The organism is Streptomyces sp. Xyl84, from assembly GCF_059731885.1.
Map to the genome: position 1 here is coordinate 6,938,956 of NZ_AP029182.1, position 17,523 is coordinate 6,956,478.

The 17,523-nt window shown below is 72.2% G+C and carries 16 protein-coding genes and 1 pseudogene; 9 read left to right on the forward strand and 8 right to left on the reverse strand.

Annotated features, from left to right (window positions below):
• Positions 1 to 90 precede the first annotated feature (90 nt).
• From AC6I72_RS30230 to AC6I72_RS30240, 3 genes are all read right to left on the reverse strand, one after another.
• Positions 91 to 942 carry an ABC transporter permease gene (locus tag AC6I72_RS30230; protein ID WP_498004309.1) on the reverse strand — a complete coding sequence of 284 codons (852 nt, stop codon included), beginning with the start codon at positions 940 to 942 and terminating at the stop codon, positions 91 to 93.
• The gene (locus tag AC6I72_RS30235) at positions 939 to 1,877 is read right to left on the reverse strand and encodes an ATP-binding cassette domain-containing protein (protein ID WP_498004310.1); all 939 of its coding nucleotides are present in this window, start codon (positions 1,875 to 1,877) and stop codon (positions 939 to 941) included. The genes AC6I72_RS30230 and AC6I72_RS30235 overlap by 4 nt, the downstream gene beginning before the upstream one ends.
• A gap of 343 nt (positions 1,878 to 2,220) precedes the next feature.
• Entirely contained in the window at positions 2,221 to 2,799 is a 579-nt protein-coding gene (locus AC6I72_RS30240) for a TetR/AcrR family transcriptional regulator (RefSeq protein ID WP_498004311.1), read from the reverse strand.
• Between the two features lie 88 nt (positions 2,800 to 2,887).
• Between AC6I72_RS30240 and AC6I72_RS30245 the strand changes: the two genes are divergently transcribed.
• Entirely contained in the window at positions 2,888 to 3,769 is an 882-nt protein-coding gene (locus tag AC6I72_RS30245) for an SDR family oxidoreductase (protein ID WP_498004312.1), read from the forward strand.
• 222 nt (positions 3,770 to 3,991) lie between these two features.
• A complete protein-coding gene (locus AC6I72_RS30250) occupies positions 3,992 to 4,414 on the forward strand; it encodes a hypothetical protein (RefSeq protein ID WP_498004313.1) in 423 nt (140 codons plus the stop codon).
• Between the two features lie 308 nt (positions 4,415 to 4,722).
• Here the strand turns inward: AC6I72_RS30250 and AC6I72_RS30255 are convergent, their stop codons facing one another.
• Positions 4,723 to 5,760, reverse strand: coding sequence for an alpha/beta fold hydrolase (locus tag AC6I72_RS30255; RefSeq protein WP_498004314.1), 1,038 nt, complete (start codon positions 5,758 to 5,760; stop codon positions 4,723 to 4,725).
• A 35-nt stretch (positions 5,761 to 5,795) separates the two neighbouring features.
• Positions 5,796 to 7,088 carry an esterase/lipase family protein gene (locus AC6I72_RS30260; RefSeq protein ID WP_498004315.1) on the reverse strand — a complete coding sequence of 431 codons (1,293 nt, stop codon included), beginning with the start codon at positions 7,086 to 7,088 and terminating at the stop codon, positions 5,796 to 5,798.
• A gap of 359 nt (positions 7,089 to 7,447) precedes the next feature.
• On the opposite strand from AC6I72_RS30260, the gene AC6I72_RS30265 reads away from it, so the two are divergent.
• From AC6I72_RS30265 to AC6I72_RS30280, 4 genes are all read left to right on the forward strand, one after another.
• On the forward strand, positions 7,448 to 8,782 hold the full coding sequence (locus tag AC6I72_RS30265) for an enolase C-terminal domain-like protein (RefSeq protein WP_498004316.1): 1,335 nt from the start codon (positions 7,448 to 7,450) through the stop codon (positions 8,780 to 8,782).
• A 400-nt stretch (positions 8,783 to 9,182) separates the two neighbouring features.
• On the forward strand, positions 9,183 to 10,325 hold the full coding sequence (locus AC6I72_RS30270) for an FAD-dependent oxidoreductase (RefSeq protein ID WP_498004317.1): 1,143 nt from the start codon (positions 9,183 to 9,185) through the stop codon (positions 10,323 to 10,325).
• A 290-nt stretch (positions 10,326 to 10,615) separates the two neighbouring features.
• Positions 10,616 to 11,071, forward strand: a complete 456-nt coding sequence (locus AC6I72_RS30275; RefSeq protein ID WP_498004318.1) for a cupin domain-containing protein — start codon at positions 10,616 to 10,618, stop codon at positions 11,069 to 11,071.
• 244 nt (positions 11,072 to 11,315) lie between these two features.
• A complete protein-coding gene (locus tag AC6I72_RS30280) occupies positions 11,316 to 12,020 on the forward strand; it encodes a DUF899 domain-containing protein (protein ID WP_498004319.1) in 705 nt (234 codons plus the stop codon).
• A 221-nt stretch (positions 12,021 to 12,241) separates the two neighbouring features.
• Here AC6I72_RS30280 and AC6I72_RS30285 read toward each other — a convergent pair whose 3' ends face one another.
• Positions 12,242 to 12,697, reverse strand: coding sequence for a MarR family winged helix-turn-helix transcriptional regulator (locus tag AC6I72_RS30285; protein ID WP_498004320.1), 456 nt, complete (start codon positions 12,695 to 12,697; stop codon positions 12,242 to 12,244).
• 86 nt (positions 12,698 to 12,783) lie between these two features.
• Between AC6I72_RS30285 and AC6I72_RS30290 the strand changes: the two genes are divergently transcribed.
• Positions 12,784 to 13,710, forward strand: coding sequence for a quinone oxidoreductase family protein (locus tag AC6I72_RS30290; protein WP_498004321.1), 927 nt, complete (start codon positions 12,784 to 12,786; stop codon positions 13,708 to 13,710).
• Positions 13,711 to 13,871: 161 nt separating this feature from the next.
• Here the strand turns inward: AC6I72_RS30290 and AC6I72_RS30295 are convergent, their stop codons facing one another.
• Positions 13,872 to 14,630, reverse strand: a complete 759-nt coding sequence (locus AC6I72_RS30295; RefSeq protein ID WP_498004322.1) for a MerR family transcriptional regulator — start codon at positions 14,628 to 14,630, stop codon at positions 13,872 to 13,874.
• Positions 14,631 to 14,894: 264 nt separating this feature from the next.
• A complete protein-coding gene (locus tag AC6I72_RS30300; RefSeq protein ID WP_498004323.1) occupies positions 14,895 to 15,299 on the reverse strand; it encodes a pyridoxamine 5'-phosphate oxidase family protein in 405 nt (134 codons plus the stop codon).
• 421 nt (positions 15,300 to 15,720) lie between these two features.
• On the opposite strand from AC6I72_RS30300, the pseudogene AC6I72_RS30305 reads away from it, so the two are divergent.
• Positions 15,721 to 16,062, forward strand: a pseudogene (locus AC6I72_RS30305) (alcohol dehydrogenase catalytic domain-containing protein); the annotation flags it as partial.
• 255 nt (positions 16,063 to 16,317) lie between these two features.
• A complete protein-coding gene (locus AC6I72_RS30310) occupies positions 16,318 to 17,520 on the forward strand; it encodes an IS110 family RNA-guided transposase (RefSeq protein ID WP_498004324.1) in 1,203 nt (400 codons plus the stop codon).
• The last annotated feature ends 3 nt before the right edge of the window (positions 17,521 to 17,523 follow it).

The following is a 17,523-nucleotide window of genomic DNA, read 5'->3' on the forward strand; positions in this document are numbered from 1 at the left end:
CGAGGTCGTCGGCGGGCACGGTGGGCGCGGCGGGCACCGGGGTGCCGGCGGTCACTGATGTCACCAGCCCATGATGCGGGCTGCCGCCGCTCACACGTCGCTGCGCACCAGCCGGTACGCCGCACCGGCCAGCGCCACAGCCGTCCAGCCGAGGAGGACCAGCAGCCCCGCGGAGGGGGACAGGGCGGTCGAGTCATGGGTCAGGGCGAAGACCGACTCGCCCGCGTGGCTCGGCAGGTAGGGATTGATGTTCCCCTGCCATGACGTGGGCAGCAGGGAGACCAGTCCGGGCACCAGCATGAGGGCGGCGACCAGGACGGAGATGCCACCGGCGACCGACCGCAGCAGCGCACCGAGGGCGGTGCCGATCACGCCGACCAGTCCGAGGTAGAGCCCGGCGCCCAGCAGGGCGCGGACGACACCGGCGTGACCGATGCCCATGGCGGCGGGTGTGCCGGACACGATCCGGCTGCCGACGAGGAAGGCGGCGAACGCGCCCACCGTGGCGACCACCAGGGCGACCAGTCCGTACACCGCCGCCTTCGACCACAGCACGGGCAGCCGGCGCGGCACCGCGGCCAGGGTGGAGCGGATCATCCCGGTGGAGTACTCGCCGGCGGTGACCAGGACGCCGAGCACACCGAGCGCGAGCTGGGCGAAGTTCGTGCCGAAGAGGGACAGGCTCAGCGCCGTGGACGTGGCGAAGTCGCGGTCCAGGTGGCGGCCGGAGCCGACGTCGGACTTGTAGTGGCTCGCGGCGATGACACCGAAGGCGACGAGGAACAGCAGGCCCAGGCCGAGGGTGATCGAGGTGGAGCGCAGGGACCAGAGCTTGGCCCACTCGGAGGCCAGCACGCGCCGGCCGGTCACCCGGTAGGCGGAACGGGCGGGGGCGGCGGGGGCGGACTCGGGGGTCTCGGGTGTGGCGGTGAGGGTGCTCATGCAGCGCTCCCGGCGGTCTCGGTGCGGGTCGTGGAACCGTGGTACTCCACGGCGTCCCGGGTCAGGTCCATGAACGCCTCCTCCAGCGACACCGCCTTGGTGGTCAGCTCGAACAGAGGGATCCCGTGCTCGGCCGCCTTCAGGCCGATCTCGCGGGCGGACACCCCCGTGACCTGAAGTTCCTCGGAGCCGATGCGGCCGGTGATGTCGATGCCCGGTCCGGCCAGCACGTCCCGCAGCCGCGCCGGGTCGTTCGTGGCGACCTTCACGGTGTCGCCGCCCGCCTCGCGCACCAGGTCCCGCACGGTCGTGTCGGCCAGCAGCCGGCCGCGCCCGACGACGATCAGGTGGTCCGCCACCAGCGCCACCTCGCTCATCAGGTGCGAGGAGACGAACACCGTGCGCCCTTCGGCCGCGAGGGAGGTGAGCAGGTTCCGGATCCACAGGACGCCCTCGGGATCCAGCCCGTTGACCGGCTCGTCCAGCATCACGGTCTGCGGATCGCCGAGCAGGGCCGCCGCGATACCGAGCCGCTGGCCCATGCCGAGGGAGAAGGCACCGGCCCGCTTCTTCGCGACGCTGCCGAGACCGGCGAGGCCGACGACCTCGTCGACCCTGCGGCGCGGGATCCCGTGGGTGAGCGCGAGCGCCCGCAGGTGGTGGTAGGCCGAGCGGCCGGGGTGGATCGACTTCGCCTCCAGCAGCGCCCCGACCTCCTGCAGCGGCGCCCGGTGACGTGCGTAGTGCTGTCCGTTCACGGTGACGGAGCCCCTCGTCGGCGCGTCGAGTCCGACGATCATGCGCATCGTCGTGGACTTGCCCGCGCCGTTGGGCCCCAGGAAGCCGGTCACCGTGCCCGGCCGCACGGTGAAGTCCAGACCGTCGACGGCCGTCTTCTCCCCGTACCTCTTGGTGAGCTGCTGTGCCTCGATCATTCGCGTTCCCTCTTCCGGACTCCGGCGCCCGAAACGCCCGACGCCTCCTGCCTCACGCTAAGTCCGTGATCCGCCCGATCCGGTGGTACCGCGGGCTGAAACCCGGGGGGCCAGTGATACCGGGGTACTACGGCCCGTCCCGGCTGCTGGGCCGGGCGGCGGGGCGGTGGGGCAGCGGTGCGGCGGGGTGCAGAGGGAGCGCGCCCGGTCCTGGGCAGCGCAGGAGCGTGCCCCGTCGGGTCAGAGCTTGGGAAACAGAAGTGGGCGCCGCCCGCCGGGGCCCACTTCTGTTCCCGGCTCCAAGGGCCGCAGCGCTCCGGACCGGGCCGGCGGACGGCGCCGGTCAGCCCAGTGACGCGGTTGCCGCGCGCAGGTCGTCCAGGGCCGCCAGGGCATGCGGCGCGAGTCCCCGCGCGTCGTCCCGGTCGCCTTCGCACCACCGGGCGTAGCCGCGTTTGAAGGCGAGGACTCCCAGCTCGCCCGCGAGGTGCGCCGTCGGCTCGGGGACACCGCGGGCGACGAGCGCGGCCGTCATAGCGGCCGCGAGGCCGACGCTCTTGAGGGCGTCGCGTTCCTGGAGTTCGGTGCTGGCCGCCACGGCCGCCTCGAGGCGGGGGCCGAGTTCGCGGTTGGCCGGTCCCATGGCGCTCGACGCGCGCTCGAGACCGGCCGCCACCGCCTGCAGCGGGGTGGCGTCCGCGGGCGCCTGCGCGATGCCGTCGGCGAGCAGCCTGCTGAGCGTCTCCTGCCCGGCGACCAGAAGCTCCCGCTTGTCGGAGAAGTGCCGGAAGAAGGTGCTCTTGGTGACGCCGGCGCGCTCGGCGATCTGCGCCACCGTGGTCGCGTCGTACCCCTGCTCGGTGAACAGGTCCACGGCCGCGACGACGAGTCGCTGGGTCGCCCCTGGTTGCCATCTAGCCATGAGGACAGGATAGGTGATGGGACTGTTGTCCCGTCACCGTGTAGTGTCAGTGATGGGACAAGAGTCCCATCACTTTCAGGGAGTACTTATGCACGTCTTCATCACCGGCGGCACGGGCACCATCGGCTCCGCCGTGGTCACCGAACTGCTCGGCAACGGCCACAGCGTTCTCGCACTGGCCCGCTCGGACGCCTCCGCGCAGGCCCTCGAGAGCGCCGGCGCCGAGGTGCTGCGAGGGGATCTGGCGGACCTCGACGTCCTGCGGTCCGGCGCCGCGCAGTCCGACGGCGTGATCAACCTGGCGTTCGGACGCGACTACAGCAGCCCGGACGCGCTCGCGCGGGCCGTCGCCGAGGAGAGCGCCGCTCTGGCCGCGCTCGGGCAGGAACTCATCGGAAGCGACCGCCCGATCGTCACGGTCTCGGGTACGCCCTGGGTGCCGGGGCGCGCCTCCACCGAGGCCGACCCGCTGCCGACCGACGGGCCGGTGGGCGGCCGGGGCCGGTCGGTCACGGCACTGCTGGATCTCGCCGAGCGCGGTCTGCGCAGCACGGCGGTCCGCATGCCGCGCACGGTGCACAACCAGGGACAGGGCGGATTCGCCGGGCTGCTGGCCGAGTCGGCGCGCCGCACGGGGGTGGCCGGCTACCCCGGCGACGGCACCCAGCGCTGGCCGGCCGTGCACGCGCTCGACGCGGCGGTCCTGTTCCGTCTGGTCCTCGAATCGGCACCGGCCGGGACGTCCTGGCACGCGGTCGCCGACGAGGGCGACGCGGTGCGGGACATCGCCACCGTCATCGGCCGGCGCCTGGGCCTTCCCGTCGAGCAGGTTCCGCAGGAGACCTTCGGCCCGTTCGGCCCGATCTTCGCCATGGACCAGCCCGCGTCCAGCGCCCGTACCCGCGACGCCCTCGGCTGGCAGCCGGCCCACTCCGCCCTCCTGGAGGACCTGGAGAACATCCAGCCCTGACACAGGTGAGCCGGACGGGACGGCGGATCGCTCACCGAAGCGGCCACCCCGGCCCCGCCCCGGGCCTGCCGACGGGCTTTGTCCTGGATCTGTAACGGCGCCCGACCGGCGCAACGGGCCGCGGATCGTGCCCATCTGACTGGTCGGCGAGGGCGCAACAGGGCGCCGTCGCACACAGGGGAGCGGGCCTCGCCATGGGGGAGACCCGCAGGAAGGAAGTCCATGACCAGGACGAAGAAGGCCGGGACGAAGGCACGCTACGGCCGGATGGCCGTGATCGGCGCGCTGGGTCTGGCCTCGGTGACGCTGGCCGCTGTTCCGGCGTTCGCCAAGGGCGACGTGGACGTCACGGCGCCCCGCACGGCGCACGTCGGCAAGACGATCACGGTCACGGCGCAGGGCGACGACGACAGCGCCGGTTTCCTGCACCAGCTGTGCCTGGAGGAGAACGGCTTCGGCGAGGGCTGGCACCAGGAGAACTGCAGCGCCGTCCGCAACGGCGACGTGCGGGTGACCGCGCACGGCACCTCGGCGCGCCGCGGGGACCTGAAGTTCCGCGCGGTGCTGTACGGCCTGACCAGCAAGCACGACCGGCATCCGAAGCGCCTGCACGCCTCTGACGTGGTGACGGTCCACGTCCGCTGATCCGCCACTCCGGCCGCGGGCAGTGGCGCAGCCGCTGCCCGCGGCCGGACGGCCCTTCTCGCACATGTCACCCGACGGCACGCGAGACCGGGGAGCCGCGCAGTCCCGTGAGGCCGGGCGAGGCAGGGTGACAACCGCCGTACCGGACGGCGCGGCGCGAGCCGGGATCCCCGCCCGGGACGCACATTCCCACGCCTACGGCCGGCGGTTCGGCCATGACGGGACCGCGTCGACGACCCGCCCGCCCCATGCCTGCCGGGCCCTGCCTGCCCCGGACACAGCAACCGCCCGAGTCCTCCGAGACGGTGTCAGGCCGTCAGGACGGCCAGCAGGGCCGCGCCGAACTCCGCGGGACGTTCCAGGTGCACCGCGTGCCCGGCACCGGGAATGACGATCTCCCGTACCGTGCCGCCGTGCGCGGCGTAGCGGTCCAGGACCTGCCGGGTCTGCGCCACCATCGGCTGGGCGGGCGTGCCGTCCCAGCCGGGCACCGCGCCGATCGAGCCCAGGTGCGCCAGGTCGAACATCGAGGTGTCCGAGACGATCACGTCGTCCTGGCCGCGGACCCACAGCACCGGCGGTTTGGGGTCGGCCAGGTGCAGCCCGTCGACCCGGAAGTACAGCGGTGAGAGGGAGTTGAGCACCCCCCGGGTGCCGGGGGCGACGCCCGGCCACGCGGGGGACGGCACGCTGTCGCCCGGGTAGTGGCCGTCGCCGGTACGTGTGGTGAGCATGGACTCCACGTAGGCGTTCTCGCGCTCGGCCCCGGGGCGCCACGGCGGCTTGACGTAGCAGTTCGCCAGGACGGAGCGGGGCGCGGCCGGGGAGTCCCCGCCGCGGTCACCGCCGGCGAGGCGCGTGACGAACTCCGCGTCGGCCGTGCCGCCGCCCGATCCCGCCCCGTCCTCGGAGTTGAGGACGCCGTCCACCCCGTGGGTCCCGCCGAAGCCGTACGGTGACACCGGGTTGACCAGGGTCATGGAGCGCACGGCGGCCGGACGGTCGCACAGGTACTGCATGACCACGCCCCCGCCCATGGACCAGCCCACCAAGTGCGCCCGGTCGATCCCGAGGGCCGTCAGCAGCGCGGCGAGGTCGTCGGCGTGGTCGCGCAGGCCGCGCGTGGCGTCGACGGGCAGCGGGTCGGTGCCGCCGAAACCGCGCAGGTCCGGCGCGAGGGGGCGGTAACGGTCCGGGAGCAGGGCCATGGTGGTGTGCCAGAAGGCGGAGGAGGAGACGTTGCCGTGGACGAAGACGACCGGCTCGCCCTCGTCCCGCACCTCGCAGACCTGGACGGTGAGCCGGCCGGTGGGTACACGGCGGGTGCGGATGCTGTGCGTGGTCATGTGCGGTCCTGCCTTGTCCGGTGTCGGTCGGCCCGTCACGAGAGCCAGGTGGCGATCTGGGCGGCGGCCGAGCTGTTCCAGCCCAGCTCCAGGTGGTTGGCTCCGGCGACGGTGGCGGTGGCGCCGACCGTGCGGACACCGGTGGTGTCGAGTGCGCTGGCGATGAGGACGACACCGTCGCTGGGCCCGCGGTTCTCGTTGAAGATGCCGACGACGTCCGGGGATCCGCCGGCCAGCAGGTAGGTGGTGACGGAGGCGGGTACGCCGGCGGCGTGCAGCGGCTCGATCAGCGACCCCGCGTCGATGGCGGCCTGGATGCCGCTGCCCGCGGTGTAGAGGCCCTGGCCGCCGTAGTACGTCGTGTACCAGTCCTGCGCGGTGCCGTCGACCCCGTACGTCCCGTCCCAGCGGGCCAGCATCTGGCGCTGGCCGGGATAGTCGTCGTAGCCGCCGGAGGGCGTCATCGCGTACTCGGGGTGCGCGGTGTACTGGCCGTAGCAGGTCATCCGCGAGTGCGGGGAGGGCGCGTTGACCGTACCGCCGCACTCGGGCCAGATGGAGAAGTCGTGCGCCCAGCCGTGTGCGTAGGGGTAGTCGTAGCCGCCGTTCGGACCGCCGACGGTGATCAGCCTGCGCACGTCACCGGCGTACGCCCGTCCCCAGTCCGGCTTCAGCGACGAGACGTAGGCGCGCGCCGACATCTCGCCCTTGCTCCAGCCGACGAGGTCGACCTTGTCGACACCGAGCCTGGCCTTGACGACGGCGACGGCGTCACCGACGACCTGCGCCTGCATCAGGTTGTCGCCCTGCTTGTGCGCGAAGCCGACGGCGAAGACGCGGTGGCCGCGTCCGGCCAGGTACTGCATCAGACCGGTGGACGGGCAGGACAGGGCGCCGCAGCCGTATCCGCCCGCCTCACCCGGATCCGCCCAGGCGCGGTCCGCGTTGTCGTTCGCGCCGTGGACGAGGAGGACGGGTGTGGTGCGCGTGCCGGTGTTCCAGCCGGGGGCGGAGTAGAGCAGGAAGCGGCCGGAGTACGGGCGGGAGACCCCGCCGAAGTACGTGACCCGCTTCCCGTCCTGGTCACCACGGCCGTCGGGGGGATAGCCCTCGGTGCGGAACCCGGCGGTGGTGTCGAGGTAGCGCTCCACACGTTCCCAGCCGTTCGAGACGGTTCCGGCCCCGTAACTCGCCTCCAGAGTGAGGTAGGAGGGCGTCGGCCCGGCGGCGGACGCCGGGCCGGCGCCGGCCACCGGCCCGGCCGCCACCGCCAGCAGCAGGGCGAGCAGCATCCTCCACCGCCCCGTACGGCTCTGCCTGCACCCCATGCTCCCGCCCTCTCCTCGCGTGTCCACGGCTGCGTCCCACCGCGGCGGACCACACTAGGCAGCCGACACAGCGGCAGGGCATGTGTGCGGGAACCATAAGTGAGCCGCTCGGTATGGGGGGTGGGCCGGATGCAGCAGCCGGTCGGAGACCGGGACACCGGACAGCCCGGCGCGTCTCCTCAGAGCCGCGCGGTGAGAGGGGGCTCAGCACCGGGAGGTGGGGCCGGGCCGCGACGTCACGTCCGGGATGTGGGAGAAGCCTCGGCCGGTGGGCCGTCACCGGCCTGGGCCTGTGACACTGAACCGCACGCCGATCCTCTGCCCGAGCCGACACCTTTCACAAGGAGTCCGAAGCAAGCATGAACACCAAGCAGCCGACCGTCACCGCCTTCGCCGTCTACCCCGTGGCGGGCCGCGACTCCATGGCACTGAACCTCTCCGGAGCCCACGCCCCCCGCTTCACCCGCAACGTCCTCGTCCTGACGGACTCCGAAGGTCGCACGGGCCTCGGGGAGGTACCCGGCGGCGAGAAGATCACCCAGACCCTGCGCGACGCCGAATCCCTCGTGACCGGGTCCAAGACAGGCGACTACAAGCGGATCCTGCGCGAGATCCAGGACCGTTTCGCCGGCCGGGACGCAGGCGGACGCGGCGCCCAGACCTTCGACCTGCGCACCACCGTCCACGCCGTCACCGCCGTCGAGTCGGCACTGCTCGACCTCCTGGGCCAGCACCTCGACGTACCGGTGGCGGCCCTCCTCGGCGACGGCCTGCAGCGCGACACGGTCCGCGTCCTCGGCTACCTCTTCTACGTCGGTGACCCCGACCGCACCGACCTCGACTACCACCGTGCCCCCGGCGCACCGGTGGACTGGTACCGCATCCGCCACGAGGAGGCCCTGACCCCCGAGGCGATCGTCCGCCAGGCCGAGGCCACCTACGAGCTCTACGGATTCCGCGACTTCAAGCTCAAGGGCGGCGTCCTCGACGGCGCCGAGGAGGTCAAGGCGGTACGCGCTCTCAAGGAGCGCTTCCCCCAGGCACGCGTCACCCTCGACCCCAACGGCGCCTGGTCGCTGCGCGAGGCCGTCGAGCTGTGCACGCCCCTGGCCGGAACCCTCGCCTACGCCGAAGACCCCTGCGGAGCCGAGGACGGCTACTCCGGGCGCGAGATCCTGGCCGAGTTCCGCCGCGCCACCGGCCTGCCCACCGCGACCAACATGATCGCCTGTGACTGGCGGCAGATGACCCACGCCATCGCTCTGCAGTCCGTCTCCATTCCGCTGGCCGACCCGCACTTCTGGACCATGCAGGGCTCGGTGCGCGTGGCCCAGCTCTGCAACGCCATGGGCCTGACCTGGGGCTGCCACTCCAACAACCACTTCGACATCTCCCTGGCGATGGTCACCCACTGCGGAGCCGCCGCACCGGGGGAGTACAACGCCCTGGACACCCACTGGATCTGGCAGGAGGGCCTGGAGCAGCTCACCGTGGCGCCGCCTCGCATCGTCGACGGCGAGATCGCCGTCCCCGACGCCCCCGGTCTCGGCGTCCAGATCGACATGGACCGGCTCCTCGCCGCCCACGAGCTGTATCAGGAGAAGGCGCTGGGCGCGCGGGACGACTCGGTCGGCATGCGCTATCTGATTCCCGGCTGGGAGTTCGACGCCAAGCGACCCTGTCTGGTCCGGTAGACCGAACGATCGCAGCACTTGTTCCGCACGGCTTCCGCTCCACGGCTTCCGCTCGGCGGGCAGGCCCACCGGAAACGAGGACTGGTGGGCCCTGTCCGCTCCTCCCGCTCGTCGGCCGGACGCCGCCGGGTGGCCGGCCGGTCGCTGTGGCCGGCCCGACGGTCGCTCGTAGGCCGGCTGTCGGTGGCTGTGGCTCAGCCGTCGGCCGCTGTAGGCAGGTTGTCGGCGGGGGCCGGTGACCTGTCGGTGTTCTGTCGCCGGGCGCCAGCACAGTGGAGTCGTCCGGCGCCGCTCGTCAGCGGCGCCGGTCACCGGCACCACCGTCCCGGCCCGCTGGTACGGGCTCCGGCATGACCAGCCAGGAACCCGTCCAGTCGCCCTCGACAGGAAGAACGTACCCATGACCAGCGATGTCACGATCATCGGCGCGGGCCTCGGCGGCCTCGCCCTCGCCCGCGTCCTGCACCTGCACGGAATACCCGCCGCGGTCTACGAGGCGGAACCCTCCCCGGCCTCCCGCGCCCAGGGCGGAATGCTCGACATCCACGACTACAACGGGCAGATCGCGCTCGAAGCCGCCGGCCTGACGGACGAGTTCCGCGCGCTGATCCTGGAGGGCCGGCAGGCGATGCGGGTCCTCGATCCGGACGGGACCGTCCTGTTCGACAAGGCCGACGACGGCACGGGCGGGCGCCCCGAGGTGCAGCGCGGTGAGCTGCGGCAGCTCCTGCTCGACTCGCTGCCGGCCGGCACCGTCCGGTGGGGCCACAAGGTCATCGGCGCCCGGAGCCTCGGCGACGGCCGTCACGAGGTGACGTTCGCGGACGGCAGCACCGTCGTCGCCGCGCTGCTGGTCGGCGCGGACGGCGCGTGGTCCAAGATCCGGCCGCTGCTCTCCGCCGTCACCCCCGAGTACACCGGCAGGTCGGTCGTCGACACCTACCTGTTCGACGCCGGTGTCCGGCACCCGGCCGCGGCGAAGGCGGTCGGCGCCGGGTCGATGATCGCCGTCACGCCGGACCGGGAGATCTTCGCCCACCGGGAGAAGGGCGACACCCTGCACGCCTACGTGGGGCTGTCCCGGCCGCGGGACTGGTTCGACGCCATCGACTTCACCGACTCCGCCGCGGCCACCGCCCGGATCGCGCAGGAATTCGACGGCTGGGCGCCGGAGCTGACCGCGCTGATCACCGACGCCGACACCGCGCCGGTGCTGCGCCCCCTCTACGCCCTGCCGACCGGGCACCGGTGGGACCGCGTGCCGGGGGTGACCCTGCTCGGTGACGCCGCCCACCTCGCGGCCCCCAACGGCGAGGGCGCCAACCTCGCCATGCTCGACGGAGCCGAACTCGGCAAGGCCCTGGCCGCACATCCCGGAGACGTCGAGGCCGCGCTCAGCGTGTACGAGCGTGAGCTGTTCCCGCGCAGCGCCGAGGCCGCCGACTTCGCGACCGCCGAGGCCCACGCGGCCGATTCCGGCAACGCCGCCCCTCACGAGCTGATCGCCGCCTTCACCCGGCACGAACCGCCCAGGACCCGGTAACAGCTGCGGACAGAAGTGGGTTCCGACCAGCGGGCGCCGCACGCCGGGGCCCACTTCTGTCCGGACCGCCAAGGCATCCGCCCGGGCCGTCCATTCGCCGGCCCTGGCGCCGGGCGACCGCGCCGTGGCCGGGGGGCCTTCGCCCGGGCCGTCCCACGGGCATGCGCTCGTGGGAGTGATCGTCCTCGGACGGCCGTGACGCGGGGGAGCGGTCACCGGGTTGTCAGGGTATCGGGGAGGACCGAGCAGGAGCGGGCCACGGTCTTGCGCGGCAGGAAGGACGAAGGACAGTGCACCGTGAGGGCAAGCCCAGGCGGGACCGCCCGGCTCTGGCCGTGCGGCTCGGTCTTGAGCCGCATCCCGAGGGCGGCTGGTACCGAAGGCTGTGGTCGGCGGGCGAGCACGTCGACACCGCACAAGGGCGCCGCGTGGCCGCCAGCGCCATCCACTACCTGCTCGCGCCCGGTGAGCAGTCCCGCTGGCACCGCGTAGCCGGCGAGGAGCTGTGGCTCTGGCACAGTGGCAGCCCCCTCACTCTCGCCCACGGCCCTCACCCCGACGCCCACACGGCCTCCACCACCCTGCTGGGCCCCGACCAGGCGGCCGGGCAGGTGCTGGGGGCCGCCGTTCCCGCCGGGAGGTGGCAATGTGCCCACCCCGCCGGTGGCGACCCCGTGCTCGTCACCTGCGTCACCGCCCCCGGCTTCGACTGGAGCGACTTGACGTTGCCGCCGGACGGCAACTGAACCCGTGCGCCCGTACGCCGAGCCCGTACGCCGTTCCCGCTCTCGACGACGGCCGGGGCAGGCCGGTTCGGGGCTGCGGGGGCAGGGGCCTCCACGGCGAGTTCGGTCCTGCGCAGCCCGCGGTGCGACGGCCGGAGACCGCCCCGGCGTGAGCGGATGGACAGGGGAGCGATGAGTTCCGGGTCCCGGCCCGGTCAACCCCTGTGACCGGTGACTGCCGCGCCTGAACTCTGTGAGGTGGACCATGACCACTCATCCCCTGCCGCCCGTCGTCGACGCCGCCACCTGGGAGCGCCGGCTCCGGACACTGCGTGCCAGGGAGAAGGCCGCGACCCGGGAGCTGGACGCCATCGCCGCCGAGCGCCGCCGCCTGCCGATGGTGGAGATGCCCGACTACGTCCTCGAAGGCGAGGACGGGCCGGTCCGGCTGGTGGACGTCTTCGACGGCAAGCGGCAGCTGATCGTCTACCACCACATGTGGTTCCCCGGCAAGGAATGGCAGTGTCCGGGCTGCACGGGTTTCACCGCGCAGTTCACCCGCCTGGAGTTCCTGGCCGGCTATGACGCGCGTTTCGTCGTCGTCACCCAGGGCCCGATCGACGAGGCACTCGCGTACAAGCGGCGGGTCGGCAACCGGATGACCTGGTACTCGACCGCCGGCAGCTCCTTCGGAGCCGATGCCGGCGCACCGCCCGGGGGAGCGTTCGCGGTGAACGTGTTCCTGCGGGACGGGGACACCGTCTACCGCACCTGGCACACCAGCGGTCGGGGTACCGAGCAGCTCACGCACACCTTCGCGCTCATCGACCTCCTGCCGTACGGGCGGCAGGAGGAATGGCAGGACTCGCCCGAGGGGTGGCCGCAGTCCCCCACCTACAGCCGCTGGCCGGGCTCCGAGGAGATCGCCGCGCTCTACGGCACGGGCGCCGACGGGGTGGGACGTCTGTGACCTGCCATGTCACACCCGCCGCGGCGTGAGCCTCGACGGGTGGGCCCTGCCGGGCCGGTCCGGACGCCGGGACGAAGTGTGGACGGCCCGTCCCTGCCGTGAGGCCGGGCCCGGCGGCGCCGGGGGTGAGTGACCGCGAGGGCAGGACAGCTCGCTCGCCGTCCGGGACGTGAGTGGGTATCCGAGGACCCCGGACGTGGGCACCGGGGTGGCAAGTCCGCTCAGCGCTGGGCCGGGGGGCGCCGCGTGACCGGCAGCGGCGGGGTGACGACGGGTTCCAGGAGCTGGGCGAGCTGACGGCGCTGCTGCGGGTCGAGCCGGCCGGTCGCCGGCGCCAGGGCGTCCCGGATCTCGCCGTCCAGCCGTTGCGTGAGTTCGAGTCCGGCCGGGGTGAGGAAGACGTCGACGGCGCGTCTGTCGTCCGGGTTCCTGCCGCGGGCCAGCAGTCCTCGGCGTTCGGCACGGTCGATGAGACCGGACATCGTCGACTTGTCCAGGCCGAGGAAGGCCGCGAGGTCGGTCATCCGGGGCCGGCGGTCGCGGAGGATGCCGAGCACGCGGAGCTGAGTGAGCGACAGGTCGTGCTCGGCGCCGACGCGGGTGAGTACGCCCATGATCTGGAAGGCGCTGCGGACGAGGCCGTCCAGGACGGCGTCCGTGGAGTCGTCGGTGGTCATGGACCGCATGCTACCTGACATGGTTTGGATTACCAATCATCGTAGATTTAGTTGGTAATCCAAACTACTCCCCGTGGGAGGTCACCATGCATGCCGCCATCGTGACGGCGTTCGACGCTCCGCCGATCTACGGCGAGCACCCCGATCCGGTCGCCCGCCAGGAGAACGAGGTGGTCGTGGAGGTCCTCGCAGCCGGGCTCCACCATCTGACCCGGGCCAAGGCGAACGGTTCGCACTACTCCGCCACCGGCGCACTCCCGCTCGTGCCCGGCGTCGATGCCGTCGTGCGCGATCCCTGGGGCGATCTTCGCTATGCGGTCATGGACGACACGGCTCTCGGCACGTTCGCCGACCGCACCGTCATCGACCTGCGCCGCAGCGTGGTCCTGCCGGACGGCATCGACCCGGTCCGGATCGCCGCCGCGATGAACCCGGGGATGGCGTCCTGGGTCGCGCTGCGTCGCCGCATCGACTTCCGGCGGGGCGGGAGCGTCCTCGTTCTCGGCGCCACCGGCAGCGCCGGACGCATGGCGATCCAGGTCGCCAAGCGGTTCGGCGCCGCGCGGGTGATCGCCGCCGGACGCGACACCACCCGGCTCAAGGCGCTGAAGGACCTGGGCGCGGACGAGACGATCACCTTCGACGAGATCCAGGTCGCCGCCGACGTCGACGTCGTGATCGACTTCGTGTGGGGCGAACCGTCCGCCCGTGCCATGATGCCGCTGCTCACCGCCCGCGCCGACCGCGGTGCACCCTTGACCTGGATCCAGATCGGATCGGTCGACGGCCCGCTCGCGCCGATCCCGTCCGCCGCGCTGCGGGCGTCCCGGTTGCAGATCATCGGCAGCGGCATAGGCTCGGTCCCTGCCCGTGACTTCATCGAAGAACTGCCGGAACTGGCCACAGCGGTGGCACAGGGCGCGATCGACGTCCGCGCCCGGGCGGTACCGCTCGCCCGGATCTCCGAGGCATGGACCGACAAGACCGACGAGCGCCTGGTCTTCGTGCCCTGAACCCGGGAGGCGACCGCACAGACTGTCCGGCATCACGTCGCCGCCCACCGGGCGCGCACCACGAACACGGCGTGACCGTCACCGCGCCCGCGGACGGCCCTCGCCGGCGAGGGCCGTCCGCGGGCGCGGCCGGAATGTGGCGGCGGCCCCGGGGCCGCCACTCAGCCGAGGCGCTCGGCGGTGTAGGCCTCGATGGCGTCGCGCTGGAACGCCGCGAGGCCAGGTGCGATGGCCTCGTAGGCGGCGCGCCAGGCGGGGTTGTCGACGCAGGCCCGGCCCATGGCCCTGTGCTCCTCCGCCGACACCGGGCGCAGGGCGGTCACGGCCCGGTACTGGGCGTCGATCTCGCTCTGCACCGGCTCGGAGTCCGCCGGGTGGCCGGCGGCCCGGAGTTCGGCGAGGCGGATCATCTGGGCGGTGCGCTCGCGCTGTCCGGCCTCGATGTCCTGCGGACTCATGCCGGCGACGTGGCGGGCGACCTGCTCGGCGTGGGCGGGGAAGTCGCGCAGGCTGTCCTGGTACTGGTCGGGCTGGACGCCGTCGAAAAGGTTCTCCGGGCGGTTGATGGTCATGGGGGTGTCGTCCTTCCTGGACTGCTCCAGTTCGGCGATCGTGCGGGAGACCGTGGCGGCCAGTGTGTCGAGCCGGTCCCGTTCGGCCAGCAGCCGTCGGTGGTGGCCGCGCAGGGCTTCCACCTCGTCGACCTGCTCGGCCAGGACGCGGCCGATGTCCTCCAGCCCGAGACCCAGCGCCCGCAGGACGAGGATCTGCTGCAGGAGCAACAGCTGGCGTTCGCCGTAGTACCGGTGGCCGTTGGCCCCGATCCGGGCGGGCGGCAGCAGGCCGATCTGGTCGTAGTGCCGCAGCGTACGGGCGGTCACGCCCGACATCCGGGCCACCTCCGCGATCGGCCAGTCCATCACCGTCTCCCTCATTCTCGCCTCACCAGGGCCGGTCTCTCCGGCCCTGGTCACGACCGTAGAAGCTGCCGCAACGGCAACCGCAACCCCTCACGAAACACCACCTCACCGGCCCCGCGCGCAGGATGGCGCCGGCTTCGCGGAGCGGCAGCGCCTGACGTCACCGGGACGCCTCCCTCCAGCGTCCATCGGGCCGATGCACCGAGCCGTGAAGCCAGGGAAACCCTCGTCGGCTCACAGTTTCGAGGCCGGCCCCTGCCGCCGTCACTGGGCCGTGCCGGCCAGCAGCCAGCGGCGCACAGGCACTTCGAGCAGCACTCGATTGCTGCCGGGACGGGTGGGAGCGGATACGTCCCAGCCGTATTTCCGCTCGAACGCGGCCACGACCTGGTGGGGGAAGCCCTCACGCATCAGTGATGCGTCTCCTTCGGCGACGACCGGGAACCGGCCGTCCTCCAGAGCCAGGGACACACGGGGCTCCTCGCGGATGTTCCTGACTTTGACGGAGCTGTCGTCCGAACCGATCCACCACCGTGAGTTCTGGTAGACGAACCAGACCGGTGTGACGTGGGCGGAGCCATCCGGACGCACCGTGCACAGCCAGACGTTCTTCTCCTCGGCCAAGCGCAGAAGGATGTCCGGCCCTGGCTCGTTCACAAGATCACTCATTCCGTCATGGGACCAGCAGACGGGATGAAACACATCGGGCAACGCGTCGGACCATCGGCCTAGGTCTCGCGGTCCGAAGGGAAGTCTCCTTCAGCAGTGAGCCTTCTGGCCCGGATACGACATCCATGGGGAGGCTCTTTTCGTGCCCGCGCCCGCTCTTCCCGAGCGCTCGCCCAGGCCCTGCTCGTCCGGCCCGGCACCACCCAGGTCGAGCGCGTCATCGGCGCTCTCCGGCCGGGCCGACCGGTACCCGACGAGGACGACGTGACGACCCGTGCGCGTCGCTCCCACGGCACTCGTCTCCTGCGAGAGCAGGTGATGACGATCACGCAGAGCGGCATACATGGACCGGCAGCAGCTCTGAGTCCCGCGGGCGAGCGGGCCGTGTGGTCGCGTCGCCCTGTCTCCAGTGAGGAGCCGTATGCAAGCCATCACCGTGCGAGACCGTGGCGCCGGCCCGGCCGGCATGTCTGTGACGGACATGCCCTATCCCCACGCGGCCGAGAACGACGTCATCGTTCGGGTGCACGCCGCAGGCTTCACCCGTGGCGAGCTGGACTGGCCCGGCACCTGGACCGATCGCGCCGGCCGCGACCGTACGCCGAGCGTGCCCGGGCACGAGCTGTCCGGTGTCGTCGTGGAGCTGGGGTACGGCACCACCGGTCTCAGTGTCGGCCAGCGAGTGTTCGGCCTGGCCGACTGGACCCGCGACGGCAGCCTCGCCGAGTACACCGCGGTGGAGGCCCGCAACCTCGCCCCGTTATCTTTTTCGCGGTCCTGCAAGAGGGCCGCTGGCCTCCGGGCCCGGCATGACTGTTGCCCCCTGTCGATCGGATGACCTGGGGGGTGGTGTCACCGGGTCCGAGGGGTGCCGTCGGAGACGCTGATCAGAGGTCCGACCACCGTCCTGCCGGGCGCAATGCCCGGCCGCTCGCGGGCGGCAGGTCTGCATAACGTGGCTGCGCGAGAACGGCTCCCGACCCTGGGGCCGGCACGCATCGACGCATGTGGGGGCACGGTGATCAGCATCGACGGGGTGGACGTCTTCCTGGGCCTGGACGTCGGCAAGCAGACGCATCACGGACACGGTCTGACCCCGGCCGGGAAGACGGTCTTCGACAAGGCGTTGCCGAACAGCGAACCAAAGCTGCGGGCCGTCTTCGACAAGCTCAAGACCAAGTTCGGCACCGTCCTGGTGGTCGTGGACCAGCCCGCCTCCATCGGCGCCCTGCCGCTGACCGTCGCCCGGGACACCGGCTGCCAGGTCGCCTACCTGCCCGGCCTGGCGATGCGCAGGATCGCCGACCTCTACCCCGGCGAGGCCAAGACCGACGCGAAGGACGCCGCCGTCATCGCGGACGCCGCCCGCACCATGCCCCACACCCTGCGCACCCTCGTCCTGACCGACGAGGCCACCGCCGAGCTGACCGTGCTGGTCGGCTTCGACCAGGACCTCGCCGGCGAGGCCAACCGCACCTCCAACCGCATCCGCGGCCTGCTCACCCAGTTCCACCCCAGCCTCGAACGTGTCCTCGGCCCCCGCCTGGACCACCCGGCCGTCACCTGGCTCCTCGAGCGCTATGGATCCCCGCAGGCCCTGCGCAAGGCAGGCCGCCGCAGGCTGGTCGAGATCGTCCGTCCGAGGGCACCGCGGATGGCCGAGCGGCTGGTCGACGACATCTTCACCGCGCTCGACGAACAGACCGTCGTCGTCCCGGGCACCGGCACTCTCGACGTGATCGTCCCGTCGCTGGCGAAGTCGCTGGCCGCCGTCCACGAACAACGCCGGGCCCTGGAGGCCAGGATCGAAGCCCTGCTGGAGGCCCACCCTCTTTCCGAGGTCCTGACGTCGATGCCCGGCATCGGAGTCAGGACCGCCGCAGTCCTCCTGACCACCGTCGGTGACGGCCGCTCCTTCCCGAGCGCCGCCCACCTGGCCTCCTACGCCGGCCTCGCCCCGGCAACCCGGCAGTCCGGCACGTCGATCCATGGTGAACACGCCCCCAGAGGCGGGAACCGGCAGCTGAAACGGGCGATGTTCCTCTCCGCGTTCGCGGCCCTGCACGATCCCGCCTCCCGCACCTACTACGACCGCTGCCGAGCCCGCGGCAAGACCCACACCCAGGCCCTCCTCCGCCTCGCCCGCCACCGCATCAGCGTCCTGTTCGCCATGCTCCGCGACGGAACCTTCTACGAACCGAGGAACCCTCGACTCGCTTGACGA